This window comes from Bifidobacterium oedipodis, assembly GCF_012932425.1.
GTDB classification, from domain to species: Bacteria; Actinomycetota; Actinomycetes; order Actinomycetales; family Bifidobacteriaceae; genus Bifidobacterium; species Bifidobacterium oedipodis.
Genome location: NZ_JAAIII010000007.1, coordinates 64,803 through 83,002, shown reverse-complemented (window position 1 = coordinate 83,002; position 18,200 = coordinate 64,803). Strand labels below are relative to the sequence as shown.

Genomic DNA, 18,200 nt, shown 5'->3' with positions numbered 1-18,200 from the left:
TTATGGCACCGCGCACCTTGCGTGAATGATTGTTGATTATGCCGGATTATTGGCTATGAAGCCTTACTCGCCGAGCGGGTTGCTGCCGGGGCGGGCGAGGGCGGGCAGGGTGTGGTAGTCGAAGGTTTCGGTGTACCAACGGCCCGGCTCGTAGGCCTTGCCGGTCAGGATGCTGACCCACGGCTGGCCTGCCTGTTCACCGCCCGCGTCGGGCACGTAGAAGCGCGCGGTGCCGTCTTCGCTGAACACCGGTGCCACCAGCAGGTCGTCGCCCAGCATGTACTGGGTGTCGAGATCCTCGCAGGCTGGGTCGTCGGGGAATTCCAGCACCATGGCGCGCATCATCGGCACACCCGTTTCGTGCGTGACCTTCATCTGGTCGAGCAGGTAGGGCTTGAGGCGCAGCTTGAGCTTGGTGAATTCGCGGGCCACGTCCACTGCTTCTTCGCCGTAGAGCCACGGCACTTTGTATTCGGTGGAGCCGTGGTAGCGCGAGTGGGAGCTGAGCAGACCGAACTGGGTCCAACGCTTGTACAGGTCGGGGGTCGGGCGATCCTCGAAGCCGGCGATGTCGTGGCTCCAGTAGCCGAAGCCGGACATGCCGAAGCTCAGGCCGGCGCGCAGGGATTCGGCCATGGACGGATAGTTCGACGAGCAGTCGCCGCCCCAATGCACCGGGAAGCACTGGCCGCCCACCGTGGCGGAGCGGGCGAAGAGAATCGCCTCGTCCTTGCCTTTGGCTTCCACCAGCAGGTCGTAGACCGCCTTGTTGTACAGGTAGGTGTAGTAGTTGTGCATCATTTCGGGGTCGGAGCCGTCGTAATAGACGACGTCGTCAACCGGGATGCGTTCGCCGAAGTCCGTCTTGAAGCAGTCGACGCCCTGGTCGATGAGGTGGCGCAGCTTGGACTGGTACCACTTCGTGGCTTCGGGGTTGGTGAAGTCGACGATGGCCATGCCGGCCTGCCACTTGTCCCACTGCCACACGGAGCCGTCCTTGCGCTTGATGAAGTAGCCCTTGGCGGCGCCTTCCTCGAACAGCGGGGACTTCTGGGCGATGTAGGAGTTGATCCACGCGCACACCTTGAGGCCCTTGGCGTGCAGTCCGGCGAGCATGCCCTCGGGGTCGGGGAAGGTGTCTTCACGCCAGGTGAAGTTGCACCATTCGACGTCCTTCATCCAACGGCAGTCGAAGTGGAACACCGACAGCGGGATATCACGCTCGGCCATGCCGTCGACGAATTCGTTGACGGTTTTCTCGTCGTAGTCGGTGGTGAACGAGGTCGACAGCCACAGGCCGTAGCTCCATTCGGGCACCAGCGGCGGCTTGCCGGTCAAATCGGTGTAGTTGCCCAAGATGGCCTTGAGGTCTTCGCCGCCGATCACCGAATAGGTCATCTCCTCGCCGGGCACGGAGAACTGCACGCGGGAGACCTTTTCGGAGCCGATTTCGAAGCTGACCTTGCCGGGGTTGTCGACGAACAGGCCGTACTTCTTGTTCGACAGGTAGAAGGGGATGTTCTTGTAGGCCTGCTCGGTGCCGGTGCCGCCGTCCTCGTTCCAGATTTCGACGCTCTGGCCGTTCTTGACGAAGTTGGTGAAGCGTTCGCCCAAGCCGTAGATCTTCTCGCCCACGCCGAGGTTGAGCTGTTCGGAGACGTGCAGACGACCCTGATCATCGGTGACCAGCGCCTTGGCGCGCCAGCCGGAGCGTGCGATCTCCTTGCCGTCGTACAGGTACTGGAAGTCGATGGATTCGCCCTTGGCGATGCGCAGGGTCAGGCGACCGGAGGTGAAGGACCATGCTTCGTCGTTTTCTTCGATGCTCACATCCGGATCGGTGGTGTTGAGCTGGAACGCGGGGCAATGATCGCGGTTCTTGCGGAAGTTGATCATGCGCGTGGTGATGATGTCCGGACGCGGCGAGGTCACTTCGATGGTGAGCATGCCGCCGTCGAGCGTCTGGCCGGGGTGATGGATCGGCACACCGAACGGGCAGTAGAGGGTGAGTTTCTTCTCTTCGATGTCCGCGTCGTAGATGTTGGCCGCGTATTTGACGTCGAAACCGTCGCGAATCAGCCAGCCGCCATTGAGGAACTTCATGGAAACCTTGCTCCTTTGCGCTTGAAGCGCCCGCCCGCATCGGCGGACGCTTCGTCAGATGGTTTTACTTATTTATAAGTTTATAAATAACGTCACGCGACACGCCCGGTAAGGCGAATATCATGCGCGGATTCGCCAACAAACACCTTCGCCTCCGGAGCAAGGGCGAATGCGGCAGCCGTATTGGACCAGTAGCGCAGCGCCTGGCTGGCGTCCAAGGGCACCGTCACCTCAAGCGATTGGCCGGGTGCCAGTTCCACCTTGGCAAAGCCCTTAAGCTCTTTGGCGGGGCGGTCCTCGCCGGTGCCTTCCAGGCCGAGATATACCTGGGGCACGGCCTGGCCGGCCCTCTGCCCCACGTTGGCCACGGTGAAGGACACCAGAATCTGCGCCTTCTCGCCATCATCCACCTGTGCACGCTGCACATGCAGATCCGAATACTCGAAGGTGGTGTAGCTCAGACCATGGCCGAAGGGGAAGCGCACGGGCACATTCTTCGTCTCATAGTGGCGGTAGCCCACGTAAATGTCTTCGGTGTATTCGACGTGCAGACCCGGCCCGAACGTGCCGATCGAATGCGCCGGGCAATCGGCGAGTGCAATCGGGAAGGTTTCGGGCAGGTGACCGCTCGGATTCACGCGCCCCAGCAGCGCTTCGGCGAGCGCGGTGCCGCCTTCGCAGCCGTTGTACCAGCTCCATACGATGGTTTTGGCGCGATCGGCCCATGGCATTTCGACCGGCGAGCCGGCGACGAAAACCAGGATGGTGTCGGGAGCGGCGTCCAGCAGTGCTTCGATCAGCTCGTCCTGGCCGTAGGGCAGGCGCATGGTGTCGCGATCGCGGCCTTCCAAATCCTGCTCATGGTCAAGACCGCCGACGAATATCACCGGATCGCCCGAAGCGGCGAACTCGCGGGCCAAGGCCACCGCTTCGTCGCGCAGCGTACGGGCACGGTCGGCATCGTCGGATGCATCGCCCACGGAGTTGGTCAGGCTTTCCTCCTGCCAGGAAGCGTCCTGCACCACCTGCTTGGCGTCGTAGCCGAGCGCGTGAATGATTTCGGCGTTGCCGCCGAGCTGACCGTTCAGACCGAGCAACGGCGACACCTCATGCAGTGCCTTGATAACGGCCGAGCCGCCACCATTGGAATGAATGCGATCGGCGTTCGCGCCAACCACAAGCACGCGACGCAGGGCATGCTCGTTCAAGGGCAGTGCGTCGCTGTCGTTCTTGAGCAGCACCACGGCTTCGCGAGCCACGTCCAGCGCGGTCTGCGTATGGGCGATGGTGGCGTAGGAACCTGCCTTGCGCACCGGAGCGGCGGGAACGACGGCAGCGTCAGAAGCAGCGGCAACGTCAGAGCCGGTGGAATCAGCCGGCTCATCAGGCAGCATATGCAGTGCATCCATCACAGCGAGCACGCGCAGCACCTTGGTATCCACATCCGCCTCGCTTACCTCGCCGGCTTCGACGGCGGCCTTCAGCGGTTTGGCGAAATAATAGTCGTCGAAATTCGGTGTTACCGACATTTCCACATCGAGGCCGACTTCGGCGCTTTCCTTGGTGCGTTTGACGGCGCTCCAGTCAGAGACCACGAATCCTTCGAAGCCCCATTCGTCGCGCAGAATATCGTCCAGCAGCGTGGCCGATTCGCAGCATTGCGTGCCGTTGACCAGGTTGTAGGCACCCATGATCGACAGCACGTTGCCCGTCTTGACGGCGGCTTCGAAGGCCGGCAGGTAGATTTCGCGCAGCGCGCGTTCGCTGATCGTCTCGTCCACGTCGAGACGATCGGTTTCCTGGCTGTTGGCCGCAAAATGCTTGGCGCAGGCCGACACATCATGCTCCTGCACGCCTCGAATCACCTCGACGCCGAGCGAGGACGTCAGGAACGGATCCTCGCTCATGTATTCGAAGTTGCGGCCGCACAGCGGACTGCGCTTGATGTTGATGGACGGGCCAAGAATCACATCCTTGCCACGCCCACGCGCCTCTTCGCCGAGCACGTCACCCGCGGCTCTGGCCAGCGTCGGGTTCCAAGTGGAGGCGATGGCCGAGCCGGACGGCAGATAGGTCACGTAGTCGCGTGTGTTCCACAGCGGCATCCAGTTGTCGTTGTGCAGTTCGGCTCGCGGACCCATCGGACCGTCGTCCATGCGCATGGGCGGGATGCCCAGACGCGGCACACCTTCGGTGCGGAACAGTCCCGCGGCGTGAATCATGGCGATTTTCTCGTCTAAGCTGAGCTTGGCGAGCAGTTCGTGGGCCTTGGCTTTGTTGGCTTCGGTGATGGCGGCCATCACTCCCCCTTCGTTGGTTGGCTATGTCGACGATTCGATAGGTCGGGTAGGTCGATCCGTCGATGGTTGGATTTGTAGTGCACCTGGCTGCAGGCGCTGTCAGGCGACGCGGATGGTGAAGCCGATCGGCACATCCGGCGCAACACCGGGGCGGGCCGCTGGCGTGATTTCCAGTGCATCATCCGCGCGATGCCATGCCACCGGGCCTGCGCCCAGCTGTTCCACACCAGTTATGATGCCGTGGAACTGTGCGCGCTGGCCATCATGATAAGCGTGGAAGCTGGTCAGTTTCAGCGTCTGCGCATCCGCCGGATTGAGACAGAATGCGTAGATATTGCCGTTGGCTGCGGTGAATCGCCAATCTTCCGCGGTCCAGTTGATGACCGTTTGGTCGGCGAACGAGCCGGAGCCGGCCTGGGTGGGCCCTTCGCCGTTCACTCGCCATGGGCGGGTGTCGTAGATGCCCTCGCCGTTGGCGTCAAGCCATGCGCCGATGCCCAGCAGCAGTTCGCGGTCATGTTCGGCGATGGCACCGTCGGCGCGCGGGCCGACGTTGAGCAGCAGATTGCCGTTCTTGCTGACCGTGTCCAGCAGGGTGATGATGAGTTCGGGCAGGGTTTTGTAGTCCAACGACTTCGTATAGCACCAGGAGTTGCGCGCGATGGCGGTGTCGGTTTGCCAGACGAACGGCGTGGGCGCGGCGAATCCGCCTCGCTCCACGTCGGCCAGGCCGGCGCCGAAGGCCATGCCATCGTCCTTGTAACATACGATTACCGGCACGCCCCATTCGACGCCGCGGTTGTAGTAGTAGGCGGCGAATTTCTTGATATAGGGTTTGAATGATTCGTGCTGAATCCACCAGTCGAAATAGACCATTTCCGGGCGATACTTATCAACCAGTTCGCACACGCGCAGCAGCCAGTCGTCGAGGTATTCCTCGTCGGGTCGCGGCACGCTGAACAGATCCTGATTGTCAGGTTCGGGGTGCGCCGGCCAGTAGAAATCGCCGCGCTGCATCGGCTCCTTCACGTCGGAGTCGAACTCCTGCCCATGCCCCATGAACCACCAGTGTTCGGCACGATGGTTGGATGCGGCGAAATGCATGTCGTGGCGCAGGGTGGCCTCACGCAGCTCGCCCAGAATATCGCGCTTGGGGCCCATTTCCGCGGCGTTCCAGTGCGAGAGTTCACTGGCGTACATCTGGAAGCCATCGTGGTGCTCGGCCACCGGGAAATAGTAGCGGGCACCCGACGCGGCGAACAGGTCGAGCCATTCGTCAGCGTCGAAGCGCTCGGCCGTGAACATCGGGATGAAGTCTTTGTAGCCGAATTCCTTCTGCGGGCCGTAGGTGGCCACATGATGGTCGAACTCCGGGTATCCCTGGATGTACATGTTGCGCGAATACCATTCGTTACGGAATTCAGGCACCGTATACAGACCCCAGTGGGTGAAAATGCCGAATTTGGCGTCGGCGAACCAGCCCGGCACGGCGATGCGTGACAGTGAGCGCCAAGTAGGCTCATAGGGGCCGGCTGCGATGACGGCCTCAACGTGGTTCATATCAATCATCGAAGGTGCTCCTATTCCAATCGAAGCCGACCGCCTGGCACCACGAGCGGGCGATAATCATCGCACCACGCTCGAAGGGATGCACGCGATCCGGGCTGGCCAGGCATCCGTGCAGCTGGGTGAGCCAATGGTCCACGGCGGCCTGCGTATCTACGAACATAGCGCCGTGGCGTTCGGCGACCCGCCGGGATGCGGCGGCGAATTCCTCGACTTTGGCGCGCATCTGATCGGCCGGGTTCGGCTCGAACATGAACGGGCGCATTACGATCAGTCCTTTGAGATTCGGCACTTCGGCTTTGGTGCGTTCCAGCAGCTCGTCGTAGATGCGCTCGTAATCCTCCACCGTGTTCAGGCGCGCCTGCCACAGCGGGCCGTCGTAGTAGCGCCAGGCGTCGTTGACGCCGATCATCACGGATACGTAATCGGGGTTGAGATCGATGACATCCTGCTGCCAGCGTTCGGCCATGGCCACAATGTCATCGCCGGAGATGCCGGAGTTGATGGTGCACAGCGCACGGTCGGGATATACGGCCGTGAGCAGGTTGTGCAGTGTGTTGACGTATCCGTTGCCGTAGCCCCAGCCTCCGGGGGTGGCGGTACGGTCGCGGCCCGCGTCGGTGATGGAATCGCCGACGAATACGATGCGGGAGGATTTCGGGAATGGCAGCATTACGCTCCTTTGGATTATGATGCCGGGGATGAGAATGGGGATGTGAAGTTAATGAACCCCGATGTTCGGGGACGTGATATGCGGGCGGGGCACCCGCTTCGATTTCGCGCAGGTGCCCCGCTTCTTTCCGCGATTATTCAATTATGGTGATTTGGTTATGGGATTCGAACGCCGAGGTCACTCGTCGCTGCCGTGTTCCGCTGCGTAGTCCTTGACAATCTGCTCGCGGGCGGCCTGCTGATCCTTGGCGTTCTTCATGTCGACGTCGAGCACTTCATCAATGCCCAGGCCCTTGACGGTGTCGCGCATCGTAGCCATGATCTTGTCGCACTCGGCTTCGCTTTCGGCGAAGGAGGCCTGCCAAGAGGCGTTGACGATTTCCGTCTTGATCGAACCACGTAGGGTGGTGATCTTGGAATCCTCGTTCGGGGTCACGTAGGAGGCGCCGGGGGCAACATCAATCATGTTGTTGGCCTCAAGGTACTCCATCGTGGTGCTGTAGCCACCCATGAATTCGGACCAATCCTTGTTCAGGGCGTAGTTGTTGGCCTTCTCCAGCTCGCTCGGCCACATCGAAGCGTTGAACGAATAGCCGGTGTCGGGATCGATGTCGTTGACCACCACGGTCGGGTAGTTCAGTGCGGAGACGCCATCGGAGTAGGAACCGCCACCCCATTCGTCCGGCACGTTGGCGCTGCCGCCGTTGAGCACGGTGGAACCGAATTCGGTGAGCACGGGTTCGCCGTCCTTGAGCTCCCAGTTGAGTCCCTGGGGGCCGGCCGCGCCACCGGTCTGGGCACCGGAGCAGTAGATGCCTTCAGGAGAATACAGCCAGTCGATGAACTTGACGAGGCGCTGCTTGTACTTGCACTTGGAGCCGATGCCGATGAACTGACGCTCGCCGTTCGGATGGGCACCGTAGGAGAAGATCTTCTGATCCTTGAGAGGCGCGATCATGAAGCCCTTGCCGGCTTCCTTGTTCTCCACGGTGTTGTAGGCGGCCTGACCCAGCCACGGCCAGAAGGAGAAGAGGATCTTGCCTTCCTTGTACTTGGAGTTCATGGTGTCGTAGTTCTGGGTGGTCGATTCGGGATCGACGATGCCGGCGCGGTAGGCGGCGTTGAAGAACTTGATCACGCGATCGTAGATGCCGCCTTCGTCGGTGATGGACTCATAGTCCGAACCGTCGGCCTTGGCCAGCACGAAGCCCAGCTCGTCCCATCCGTAGAAGCAGGTGGGCTGCTTGGCATTGTTCATCATGTTGCCATCCCAGTCCTTGAACAGGCTCATGGCGTAGATGTCGTTGCTGCCTTCGGTTTCGCGGGCCTTGTCCTGCATCTGCTTGAGCACGGGGATCAGGTCCTCAAGAGTGCTGATTTCGGGGTATCCGACGGCCTTGTAGTAATCCCAGCGCAGGTAGGGGCCGAAGGTGGGCTCCAGGCCTTCCGAAGGATCGGTCGGCGGACGCGACGACACGGAACCGGGAACGCCCCACACGCCGGACTCCTGGCCGATGGTTTCGTTCATGGAGTCGATGGCGCTCTGGTACTTCTTGATGTTGTCCATGCCGTCGAGGTACGGGGTCATATCAGCCAGCAGATTGGCCTTGACCAAACGCTCGCCCTGACCGTTGTCGTAGCCGTAGATGATCAAATCGCCGAGGTTGCCGGCCGCGGAACGGGTGTCGAACAGCGTGGTGCCGCCGCCTGCCACGTTCGGGGCGATGATGTTGAGCTTGATGTTGAACTTGTCCTTGATGAGCTTGGCGAACCAGCCCTTCTGCTCGCCCTGGTAGTTGGCCAGGGAGTCGAACACGTCAACGGTGATCAGCTCGCCGTTGTCTTCCACATCGGCGACGGTGTCGTTGCCGCCGCATGCCGCCAGCGACATCGTCATCGCCGCAGCCAGGCCCACGGCGATCGCCGAGGTGACCTTCTTCTTGATGGACATGGGTTTTCCTTTCTGTTTCTTTTGGTGATGTGAAGTGTGGGAAATCTTGTTATCGGTTGGATGCGGTCGCCCGCTGCAGTGACGTTCGACTCCGGCCCGCCCACGGGGAGCGGGCCTTGGTGAGGTGCCTCAATCAGCCCTTGACGGCGCCGAGCATCATGCCCTTGACGAAGAAGCGCTGGAAGAAGGGGTAGACGAACAGGATCGGCAGCACAACGATTACGGAGACGGTCATGCGGATCGAGGTCGGCGTCTGCTGGGTGGCGAGAGCGGCCACGTTCAGTGCGGTACCGGCGCTGGCCTTCACCGAAGCGGCCAGTGCGTTGGCCTGGTTGATGTAGGTGTAGAGCAGGTACTGCAGGGAGTAGAGCTTGGAGTCGGTCATGTAGACCAGCGTGTCCTGGAAGGAGTTCCACTGGCCCACGGCCGAGAAGATGCCCACGGTTGCCAGGATCGGCGTCATCATCGGCAGGACAATCTTCCAGAACACCGTCAGCGTGCCGGCGCCGTCCATTTCGGCGGCTTCCTGCAGCGAGGCGGGGATCGACTCAACGAAGGTCTTGACCAGGATGATGTTGAACGGCTGCACGATGGCAGGCAACACATACACCCAGAAGTTGTTGGTCAGTCCCAGGTTCTTCATGGTGATGAACATGGGGATCAGGCCGGCGTTGAAGTACATGGTGATCACCACGAAGCGGTACCAGAACTGGCGGTGCCACATCTTGCGCTGGGTGAACATGAAGCCCAGGAAGGCGCTGGCGGCCACGGTCAGCACGGTGCCGATCACGGTTCGGGCCAGGGAGATGAACGCGGCGGTGGTCAGGCCGTCGAGCGCGAACACCTGCTTGTAGTTCTCCCAGTGGATGCCCTGCGGCAGCCAGTTCACTTCACCGGCCGCGGAGGCGGAGTTGTTGGAGATCGAGTTGATGATCAGGTAATAGAACGGGTAGACGCAGATGAACGCGAACATGACGCAGAACACGATGTTGAAGACGTTGAACGCCTCCTCGCCGCGGGTGCGGCGCAGCGCCGGGGCAATGCCTTGCTTGATCTTACGGCTCATGGTAATTCCTTTTCTCGTATGTTCCCGCGTATCAGACAATCGATTCGCCGCGTGTGCGCTTGGACAGCCAGTTGACCAACAGCAACAGGCCCACGGAGACCAGGGACTTCAGCATCGAGATGGCCGTTGCCAGAGACAGCGAGCTTTGGCCCATACCGATGTTGTAGACATAGAGGTCCAGCACCTGGATGTGCTGCATGTTGAAGGCGTTCTGGAACACGTAGTACTGATCCATGCCGTTGTTCAGGAAGTTGGAGACGGAGAGCATGAGCAGCACGAAGTAGGTGGGCAGCAGCTGCGGCACGGTGACGTGCAGAATCTGCTGGAAGCGGTTCGCGCCATCGACCTGGGCGGCCTCATACAGCTCCTGATCGATGCCGGAGATGCCGGCGAGGTAGAGGATGGAGCCCCAGCCGACACCCTTCCACAGGTTCCACAGCAGCATCTTGAGCCAGGTGTGGGAGTCGGAATCAAGGAACTTGATGGGTTCGGTGATCAGGTGCAGGTTCTGCAGCAGTTCGTTGAACATGCCGGTGGAGGAGAACATGGCGAATGCGACCGCGTACACCAGCACCCAGGAGATGAAGTTCGGCAGTGTGGTCAGAGTCTGGATCAGGTTCTTGAACCACTTGGCACGGATTTCGTTGAGCATGATCGCGAAGATCAGCGGCAGGAACGAGGTGAGGATGTTCAGGCCGCTCATGGCGAAGGTGTTGATGAGCACCTGGCCGATGGCCTTGAGCTGAGCGGGGTTCTGCACCATCATCTCGAACCACTGCAGGCCGACGAATTCGCTCTGCTCCAGCGGAATCGGGGGCTTGTAATCGAAGAATGCATATACCCAGCCGAACAGCGGCAGATAGCTGAACAGCACGGACAGAATCAGGAACGGCACGATCAGCAGCCACAGATTGAAGCTGTGACGCTTGGTGCTGTTGTTCGCCTTGAGCTGCTGCTCAGCCTTGCGGCGATCGCGACGGTTGCGGCGCTCTTCGCGGGCGCTGCTCGCCGAACGGGTATTCTCAGCCGATACGGCAGTCGCGGCAGCAGATGAACCCTCGTGTGACGGCACCTTCTCCTCCTTTGGTTTGGTGACTCTCCTATAAATCGAACATTGCGCATGTTCGAACCGTTGCGATGTTGGGCGGCGCTTCTTTGTCGTCTAACCTTCAACGGCCTTGTTTATTAGGTTATAAATAAGATAGTATATTGCTTGGGTTAAACTGTCAAACTAATACCGACACGCCTAGAAAACAGCTGAATTCCAAACGAATGGAGCAAACAATGAAGTTCAACCTCGAAGGACCGTTCTGGCAGTTCATGACGCTGTGCGTGCGTTTTTTCGCGCTCAACCTGCTGTTTATTCTCACCATCATCCCTGTGGTGACCATCGGCCCTGCACGCGCCGCACTGTATAGTACGGTGTTCGCTTATACCGACAACGAGGACATCCCCCTGTGTCGCGAATACCTGCGCCGCTTCAAGCGCGAATTCATGCGCAGCATCGTGGCTTCGATCATTTTCGTGGCGCTGGGCGCGGCCATCATCTTCGGACTGGTGTTTTGGAACGCTCTCGACACCGATCTGGCCTATGTCACCCTGCCGTTCTTGATTCTCGCCGGTGCGATCGTGTTCCTCACCTTCGAGTACTACTTCCCGCTCGAAGCACGCTATGCCAATACGTTCAAGGCGACGCTGACGAACGCCGCGCGCATGCCTTGGGCCGCTTTCGGGCACACCATGGGAATCATCGCCATTGATGTGGCCGCCATCGCACTGTTCGCATTCACCGGATTCTTCCGCGTGCTGTTCGTACTGCTCGGCTGCGCATGGCTGGCCTACGCCAAGTCGCTGGTGTATCTGCGCGCCTTCGCCCGTGTCGATACCACGAATGGCGCGGCGCATAACGAACGGCCTGACTATACATTGCCTACCGCTTCTATTCAGTGAACGCTTCAGCCAGCGGACGTCCCGCTGGCTTTTTCATAGCAAGCAGCCGGCTGCTCAGCGGATAAAAAGAAACCCGCCGGAGGGAGCCGACGGGTGAGAGAGAAGAGAGAAGAAGGGTTCAGTTATGGGGTTCGGAAGAACCTCGCCAGTAGTGTGTTCCAACCGCTGACATGTTTTAGTTAACCCCTACTTCCTTGACGTTATGATGCGTCTTCCTGAAAAATCACTTGGTGCTTTGTAACAGGTTTGTAATCCTCCCTTACAAAGCACCAAGATATCAGCTGTTGAGCTTGGCCTGCTCGGCAGCGAGACGGTCGGCTTCGGCCTTGCGTCGCGCGGCAAGCGCCTCATCGAAGCGGGCCAGTTCCTCTTCCACGGCTTCGACGGGGATCTTGGCGAAGATCGGGGTGGGCTTGTCCACCGTGGCGCCGACTTCGATCGGCTCGCTCTTCCACGGGTGCACGTTGACACCGAGCTTGTAGTCGCCGGTGATAATCGGATAGGTGAAGCCGGGCTTATCCAGATCCTCGACTTCCTTGAGCTCGGGCAGCGGTGAGAATACGCCGGTGCCGCCGAGAGCCTCCCACACCTTCTGCGCGGAGTGGGGCAGGAACGGGGCAAGCAGATGGTTCGCGTCGGAGACGGCCTGGGCGGCCACATGCAGCACGGTGGCCAGGCGGGCCTCGTCATCCTTGATCTTCCACGGTTCGGTGGCGGAGATGTATTTGTTGATGTCGCCGACCACGCGCATGGCTTCGGCCAATGCGTTCTTCTGGTGGTGAGTTTCGATGGAGGAACCGACCAGGTCGAAGGCGGCGGCGGTTTCTTCCAGCAGCCCGCGGTCCACATCGGTCATGGAATCCTCATCGAGCGCCGGGATGGCACCGAAGTTCTTGTGGATCAGGTTGGCCACACGGTTGACAAGGTTGCCCCAAGAGGCAGCCAGCTCCTCATTGTTGTGGCGCACGAACTCCGCCCAAGTGAAGTCGGAATCGGAGGACTCGGGGCCGGCAACGGAGATGTAGTAGCGCACGGCGTCCACGGGGTAGCGTGCGAGGATGTCCTTGACATAGATCACGATGCCGCGCGAAGACGAGAACTTCTTGCCTTCCATGGTCATGAATTCGGAGGCCACAACCTGCTCAGGCAGGTTCAGCGGGCCAAGCTCGCCGGTTTCGCCGCCCTTGGAGCCCTGGCCGTTGTAGGCCAACATTTCGGAGGGCCAGATCTGGGAGTGGAAGGTGATGTTGTCCTTACCCATGAAGTAATAGCCGGGAGTGGACGGATCATTCCACCATTCGCGCCACAGTTCCGGCTCGCCCTTGCGGCGGGCCCATTCGATGGAGGCCGACAGATAGCCGATCACGGCGTCGAACCACACGTAAAGCTTCTTGTTCGGATTATCAATCCATCCGGCCACCGGCACAGGGATGCCCCAGTCGATGTCGCGGGTGATGGCACGCGGCTTGACTTCCTTGAACAGGCCAAGCGAGAAATTGATGACGTTGGTGCGCCAGCCCTTGCGGGTTTCCAACCACGCCTTGTTGGCTTCGGCGAGCGCCGGCAGGTCGAGGAAGTAGTGCTCGGTCTGTTCGAAGCGCGGAGTTTCACCGTTGATCTTGGAAACGGGGTTGATCAGCTCGTCCGGATCCAGCTCATTGCCACAGGCGTCGCACTGGTCGCCGCGGGCACCGTCGGTGCCGCAGATCGGGCAGGTGCCTTCGATGTAACGATCAGGCAAGGTGCGGCCGGTGGAGGGCGAAATGGCCACCTGCTGGGTGCCCTTATAGATATAGCCGTTCTCCAGGCACTGCTTGAACAACTCCTGCACCACATGCTCGTGATTGCCGGTGGTGGTGCGGGTGAACAGGTCGTAGCTCAGGCCCAAATCCGCCAGATCCTTGGCGATCACGCGATTGTAGCGGTTGGCGAGCTCCTGTGCGCTCAATCCTTCTTTCTCGGCTTCCACGAGAATCGGGGTGCCGTGTTCGTCGGTGCCCGACACCATGAGCACATCATTGCCTTTCATGCGCTCGTAGCGTGCGTAGACGTCGGAGGGCACACCGAAGCCCGCAACGTGACCGATATGACGGGGGCCGTTTGCGTACGGCCAAGCAACATTCACCAAAACATGACTCATAAGCCCCGATTATCCGGCGCGGCGGGGACACGCCGGGGATTGGCATCAGAGAGAGCGCTGAGGTGAGTTATCCACAGACTTATCCACATTATTTGTCGTTGGTATCGGATTATCCACTTGTCCACCGTTTTCACAATTCGACTGGCTGCGGCGCTGGGAATATGCCATCGTCTTGGCCATGAACACGAATGCCAAAATCAAAACTGCAATCCGATCGATATCGGATCCTTCCATACCGCCGGTGCTATCCACCGGCGACCTGCCCGGACCGCTGAGTCTGAACCGACTGGCCGCATTCGGCACGGTTCGCAAGCTGGACGAATCCGCAGGATACTGCGTCAATCGCGCCAATTCGCTGTATGGCCGCGCAATCATCATCGGATCCCTCTCCCCGTTTGGCACGGTGGTGTGCATGCAAACCGCCGCATGGGTGTGGCTCGGCGGCGAGCACTTTCCCGACACTATCGACGTGATCTCCACCTCGCAGTTCCGTTCGACCTCCGTCGGCCGGCGCATTCGCGTCTATAAGCGATTGACATTGCCCGAACAGGTTATCAAGTTGGGAACATTGCAGATCACCACGCCGGCCCGCACGGCCTGCGATCTGGTGATGGCCCCGGAGGATGCGACCGATCCTTCCGACGTCAACACATTGGTGATGCGGCTGATGACCGTCTACCGATTCCGCCCGAACGACTGTTTGCGCATTGTTCGCGAGCACCGTCATCATAAGTATGCGGCGCGTGCGAGGACCTTTTTCGATGCGATTCAGCGGGAGCTTAATGATTCGCCGTTGAATTCCCCGCAGGATGAGTCGTCATTGTCTGTCTCACAGACTGATGCATCGTTGCATGCTTCGCAGACTGATGTGCAGTTACGTGCTTCACAGGCTCATTCATCATTGCGCACTTCGCAAACTGAGCCACCGTCGCTTCCCCACAAGCAGGAGCGCCTATGATCGAGCGCATCCCTAAGCATGGCGCTCAGCACGGCGGCAAACATAGTGGGAAACGTGGCGGTAAGCATGGTAATAAGCGTGCGCACCGGTTGCGTCGATTGCGACAGTTGCGGCAGTCGCAACGCCTGGCTTCCGGCGGTTCCGGCACTTCCGACGTCTCCGGATTTCCTAGGGCCGCCGGAACTGCTGGAAGTGCCGGAACTTCCAGGATTGCTGGGATTGCCGGAGCTATCGGAACTACCAAGGCCTCCGACGGTGGGATTGCCACTAGGATTCCTAGCACTGCATCGTCGCCAATATCCGATATGACCGCTCCCCCGAGCCCACCGATCAGATTGACACCGGCGGTAGCGGTGTCGCCGGATACACCGCAGGAAATACTCTGGCATATCGCACAGCATGCCCCTGAATTGCGGCGCTGGCTGGTGGCTAATCCGCGTGCGGATGCGATTCTGCTCGAATATATCTCGCAGGCCGGCGGCCCCGGCGTGAAGCAAGCGTTGGAAGTACTGCTGGAATCGTTGGAAGACAACTGACCGACCGACCAACTGACTGGCCAATCAGCTAACCAGCTAACCGACCATTAACCTACTACTGCACTAACCAGCTGCAACAAAGCCAAGCGCACCGGCTCAGTTCTTGATAGCCAGCACCGCAGCATACACCTGTTTGCGATTGGCCAGCGACCCATCGGCCAGCGGATGTTCCTGCACCACTTGAGCAATGGCATCCTTGATGCGCAACCCGTCCTCCCGCGCACGGTCGATGGCGAGCACGGCCATATCCTCAATACTCAACGTGCTGGTCGAAGCAGCTTCTGCTTCCTCATCAGACGCACCGCCGATCACCAGCACCATCTCACCGCGCGGCGGATCGTCAGCCACGCTCTGGCGTACCTCGGCAATGGTGCCGCGACGAATCTGCTCATAATCCTTGGTCAATTCACGGCACAACGCCATTGGACGATCCGCGCCGAGTACATCGAACAGGTCATCCATCGCTTCGGCGATGCGGTGGGGTGTTTCATAGAACACAATCGTGCGGCGCTCCCCCAGCAGCGCGCGCAGGCATTGCACACGTTCGGAGTGCTTGCGCGGCAGGAAGCCCTCATAGCAGAAGCGGTCGGTGGGCAAGCCTGATAGGGCAAGCGCGTCGAGCACGGCAGACGGTCCGGGCGCACAGGTGACCGGCAGCCCGCGTTCGATGGCGCGGCGCACAATGGCCAAGCCCGGATCGTTGATAGTGGGCATGCCAGCGTCGGAAACCACCAGTACTGTGGCCCCTTGCGTTTCCACCTGGTCAAGCAGGCCATCGGCTTTGTCGCGTTCGTTGTGGTCATGGTAGGCGACGACGCGGCCAGACACATGCACGCCGAGGCGATTCGCCAGATCATAGAGTCGGCGCGTATCTTCGGCAGCCACGATATCGGCGTCGGCCAGCAATGTCTTGAGCCGGTCGGAGGCGTCACCGACATTGCCGATCGGGGTGGCCGCCAATACCACGGTGGCCGGCGGAACCATAGCAGGCCGAACCGCAGTTGATGGAGCTGTGGCTGATGGAACCGTAGCTGACGGAACTGTGACCGGCGGAACTGTGACCGGCGAACCCGCAGCGGAGCGGACGACGTCATTAGTTTCGGATGCGAGTGTCATGCCTCCAGTATCCCCCACACCCGTCACAACCGCTGCCGCGTCTACACGGCCTCGGATTTCTCGCAGGTATGAACAGGCATGAAAAAGGCCTCCGGAGGTGGAATTCCGGAGGCCTTCGTGGAGCTGACGGTAGTCGAAACCGCGACCTCTTCGATGCGAACGAAGCGCTCTACCAACTGAGCTACAGCCCCTTGGATGTTGCTTTGCTCCGCAAGGCAACTCGCAACACAATAGTACGAGGTACACCCAAATGCAATTCGCGCAACACAAACGTGTCTTGCATCATAAGCCGCAGTGAACGCACATCAACGAACGTGTCACAACACGTTACAAAGCACGCATCCGGAAACGCCCGTAACCACCGAGACCAACACCGCGTCCAAGCATGAACGGTCATACTGGAGGCAACGCCCTCTACCTTTCTAGGGCGTCCAGCACCTTGTGCTCGTTGTAGAAGGCGAACACCACACCGCCGATGCCGCATAGCACGGCCGCGCAGATCGCCGCCACACGATAGCCCGCACCGGAGCCGGAGGCCACGCCAATGGTGGAGACACCGGTGAAGAGCAGCATGGCCACCGACTGGCCCATTTTCATCGCGAACGTACGCGCCGCATAGAACATGCCCTGACGATCCTGACCAGTGGTGCGCGACGAAGCGTCGGCAATATTCGCCACAATGGCCTGCGGCAGAATACCGAATGCAGCCATCGGAATCGCACCCGCCACCGACAACACCAATCCCTGCGCCATCGGCGGCAGGAAGCCCAGAATATCCGAGCCAAGCGCGCCCGCGAACGCGAAGGCCGCGGTAAACACCACGAACGCCGCCAAGAGCACCCGTTTCTTGCCGACCTTATTAGCCAAAATATTGACCGGCAGATAGAACAGCACGGATACGCCAGTCATCAGCACGAAATAGATGGTCGTGGTGGTTTCGGGCAGCTTCAGCAGCGAGGTCACGAAGAACGGCAAACCAGTTTGGAAGGTGGTAATGGCCACCCAGTAGACCACATCGGAACCGACGAATTTGCGGAACTCACCATCGCGGAACGTTTGTTTGAGCGACTCTATGGTGGATTCGCTGGTGGGCTGGGAGTTCACATAGTCGCGTTCGCGAATGGTCAGTGGCGGTACCAGCATGCACACGGCAGCCACGCAGGCCATGATGGTGAAGGTCAGACGAATCGCGTTCACACGCCCCAGTCCCGGCACAAACATGCCCCAGATCACGGGCGCGACATAGGCCATGGCCGTACCGAACACCCAAGTGAAGGAAATGGCGGTGGAGATGGTCAGTTGTTGTTTGGAATCGTGCCCCAATTCGGCAATCAACGCATTGTAGGGCGTGCAGTAGAAGGTAAGTGCAATGTAGTAGCCGATGACGGTGACGAATAGGAACGCGGCATTCACCCAGCTGGTGCCGTTCACCGGGCTCCAGAACACCAGTACTGTGACGATCGCGAGCGGAATGCCCGCAAACATCAGGAATGGCATACGTCGTCCGGCTTTGGAGCCGCACCGATCGGAAAGGGATGCCACGGCCGGATCCACAAAAGCGTCGAAGAACCGGGCGAAAGCGGTGATGCCGCCTACCACGGTTACGATGCCCAATACCACAAGCCCTTGCGGCACGAACACCGTCTGGCCTTGGGCAATGGTCTCCTGATCGGGCTGATAGAAATACACCAGCCAGTTCGATATGATGCCGCTGAGCAGCGCCCAGCCGAACTGTCCGATGGCGAACAGCCAGATCTTGGGCATCGGCAGATCTTTCACCTGGCTCACTGACTTCACTTGATTCGCCGGATCCATCTGATTCATCTGGCTCATCGGCAGCTC

Annotated in this window: 12 protein-coding genes, 1 tRNA gene and 1 pseudogene; 3 read left to right on the top strand and 11 right to left on the bottom strand. The window is 60.0% G+C overall.

All coding sequences use genetic code 11. From position 1 onward, the window contains the following. Window positions 1-63: 63 nt before the first annotated feature. The 7 genes from yicI to G1C95_RS10635 form a co-directional block, all read right to left on the bottom strand. Complete coding sequence (yicI, locus tag G1C95_RS10665; RefSeq protein ID WP_169172933.1) at window positions 64-2,103, bottom strand: alpha-xylosidase; 2,040 nt, start codon at window positions 2,101-2,103, stop codon at window positions 64-66. A gap of 92 nt (window positions 2,104-2,195) precedes the next feature. Then, window positions 2,196-4,403: a beta-glucosidase family protein gene (locus G1C95_RS10660; RefSeq protein WP_169172932.1), complete on the bottom strand. Its 2,208-nt coding sequence runs from the start codon at window positions 4,401-4,403 to the stop codon at window positions 2,196-2,198. A 99-nt stretch (window positions 4,404-4,502) separates the two neighbouring features. After that, window positions 4,503-5,972, bottom strand: coding sequence for an alpha-L-fucosidase (locus G1C95_RS10655; RefSeq protein ID WP_169172931.1), 1,470 nt, complete (start codon window positions 5,970-5,972; stop codon window positions 4,503-4,505). Continuing rightward, entirely contained in the window at window positions 5,965-6,642 is a 678-nt protein-coding gene (locus G1C95_RS10650; protein WP_169172930.1) for an SGNH/GDSL hydrolase family protein, read from the bottom strand. Before G1C95_RS10650 ends, G1C95_RS10655 begins: the two co-directional genes overlap by 8 nt. 177 nt (window positions 6,643-6,819) lie before the next feature. Beyond that, the gene (locus G1C95_RS10645; RefSeq protein WP_169172929.1) at window positions 6,820-8,592 is read right to left on the bottom strand and encodes an ABC transporter substrate-binding protein; all 1,773 of its coding nucleotides are present in this window, start codon (window positions 8,590-8,592) and stop codon (window positions 6,820-6,822) included. Window positions 8,593-8,725: 133 nt separating this feature from the next. Next, window positions 8,726-9,658, bottom strand: coding sequence for a carbohydrate ABC transporter permease (locus G1C95_RS10640; RefSeq protein WP_169172928.1), 933 nt, complete (start codon window positions 9,656-9,658; stop codon window positions 8,726-8,728). A gap of 31 nt (window positions 9,659-9,689) precedes the next feature. Beyond that, the gene (locus tag G1C95_RS10635; RefSeq protein ID WP_205832823.1) at window positions 9,690-10,568 is read right to left on the bottom strand and encodes an ABC transporter permease; all 879 of its coding nucleotides are present in this window, start codon (window positions 10,566-10,568) and stop codon (window positions 9,690-9,692) included. A gap of 374 nt (window positions 10,569-10,942) precedes the next feature. Between G1C95_RS10635 and G1C95_RS10630 the strand changes: the two genes are divergently transcribed. Then, complete coding sequence (locus tag G1C95_RS10630; RefSeq protein ID WP_169172926.1) at window positions 10,943-11,608, top strand: YesL family protein; 666 nt, start codon at window positions 10,943-10,945, stop codon at window positions 11,606-11,608. A gap of 277 nt (window positions 11,609-11,885) precedes the next feature. Here G1C95_RS10630 and metG read toward each other — a convergent pair whose 3' ends face one another. Then, window positions 11,886-13,748 (bottom strand): methionine--tRNA ligase, encoded by a 1,863-nt coding sequence (gene metG, locus G1C95_RS10625; RefSeq protein ID WP_169172925.1) that lies wholly within the window; start codon window positions 13,746-13,748, stop codon window positions 11,886-11,888. A 178-nt stretch (window positions 13,749-13,926) separates the two neighbouring features. Here metG and G1C95_RS10620 point away from each other — a divergent pair. Next, window positions 13,927-14,544: pseudogene (locus G1C95_RS10620) on the top strand (hypothetical protein); the annotation flags it as partial. Between the two features lie 158 nt (window positions 14,545-14,702). Then, the gene (locus tag G1C95_RS12800; RefSeq protein WP_240947539.1) at window positions 14,703-15,242 is read left to right on the top strand and encodes a variant leucine-rich repeat-containing protein; all 540 of its coding nucleotides are present in this window, start codon (window positions 14,703-14,705) and stop codon (window positions 15,240-15,242) included. Window positions 15,243-15,338: 96 nt separating this feature from the next. On the opposite strand, the gene rsmI is transcribed toward G1C95_RS12800, so the two are convergent. The 3 genes from rsmI to G1C95_RS10600 form a co-directional block, all read right to left on the bottom strand. Continuing rightward, window positions 15,339-16,358 (bottom strand): 16S rRNA (cytidine(1402)-2'-O)-methyltransferase, encoded by a 1,020-nt coding sequence (gene rsmI / locus G1C95_RS10610; RefSeq protein ID WP_169172924.1) that lies wholly within the window; start codon window positions 16,356-16,358, stop codon window positions 15,339-15,341. A gap of 118 nt (window positions 16,359-16,476) precedes the next feature. Beyond that, window positions 16,477-16,549 (bottom strand) — tRNA-Ala (locus tag G1C95_RS10605). Window positions 16,550-16,772: 223 nt separating this feature from the next. Further along, a complete protein-coding gene (locus G1C95_RS10600; protein ID WP_169173016.1) occupies window positions 16,773-18,173 on the bottom strand; it encodes an MFS transporter in 1,401 nt (466 codons plus the stop codon). Window positions 18,174-18,200 lie beyond the last annotated feature (27 nt).

Bases quoted from the DNA above. Each gene is read 5' to 3' on its own strand.
- yicI (WP_169172933.1), bottom strand. From the start codon at position 2,103: ATGAAGTTCCTCAATGGCGGCTGGCTGATTCGCGACGGTTTCGACGTC.
- G1C95_RS10660 (WP_169172932.1), bottom strand. From the start codon at position 4,403: ATGGCCGCCATCACCGAAGCCAACAAAGCCAAGGCCCACGAACTGCTC.
- G1C95_RS10655 (WP_169172931.1), bottom strand. From the start codon at position 5,972: ATGATTGATATGAACCACGTTGAGGCCGTCATCGCAGCCGGCCCCTAT.
- G1C95_RS10650 (WP_169172930.1), bottom strand. From the start codon at position 6,642: ATGCTGCCATTCCCGAAATCCTCCCGCATCGTATTCGTCGGCGATTCC.
- G1C95_RS10645 (WP_169172929.1), bottom strand. From the start codon at position 8,592: ATGTCCATCAAGAAGAAGGTCACCTCGGCGATCGCCGTGGGCCTGGCT.
- G1C95_RS10640 (WP_169172928.1), bottom strand. From the start codon at position 9,658: ATGAGCCGTAAGATCAAGCAAGGCATTGCCCCGGCGCTGCGCCGCACC.
- G1C95_RS10630 (WP_169172926.1), top strand. From the start codon at position 10,943: ATGAAGTTCAACCTCGAAGGACCGTTCTGGCAGTTCATGACGCTGTGC.
- metG (WP_169172925.1), bottom strand. From the start codon at position 13,748: ATGAGTCATGTTTTGGTGAATGTTGCTTGGCCGTACGCAAACGGCCCC.
- G1C95_RS12800 (WP_240947539.1), top strand. From the start codon at position 14,703: ATGATCGAGCGCATCCCTAAGCATGGCGCTCAGCACGGCGGCAAACAT.
- rsmI (WP_169172924.1), bottom strand. From the start codon at position 16,358: ATGACACTCGCATCCGAAACTAATGACGTCGTCCGCTCCGCTGCGGGT.
- G1C95_RS10600 (WP_169173016.1), bottom strand. From the start codon at position 18,173: ATGGATCCGGCGAATCAAGTGAAGTCAGTGAGCCAGGTGAAAGATCTG.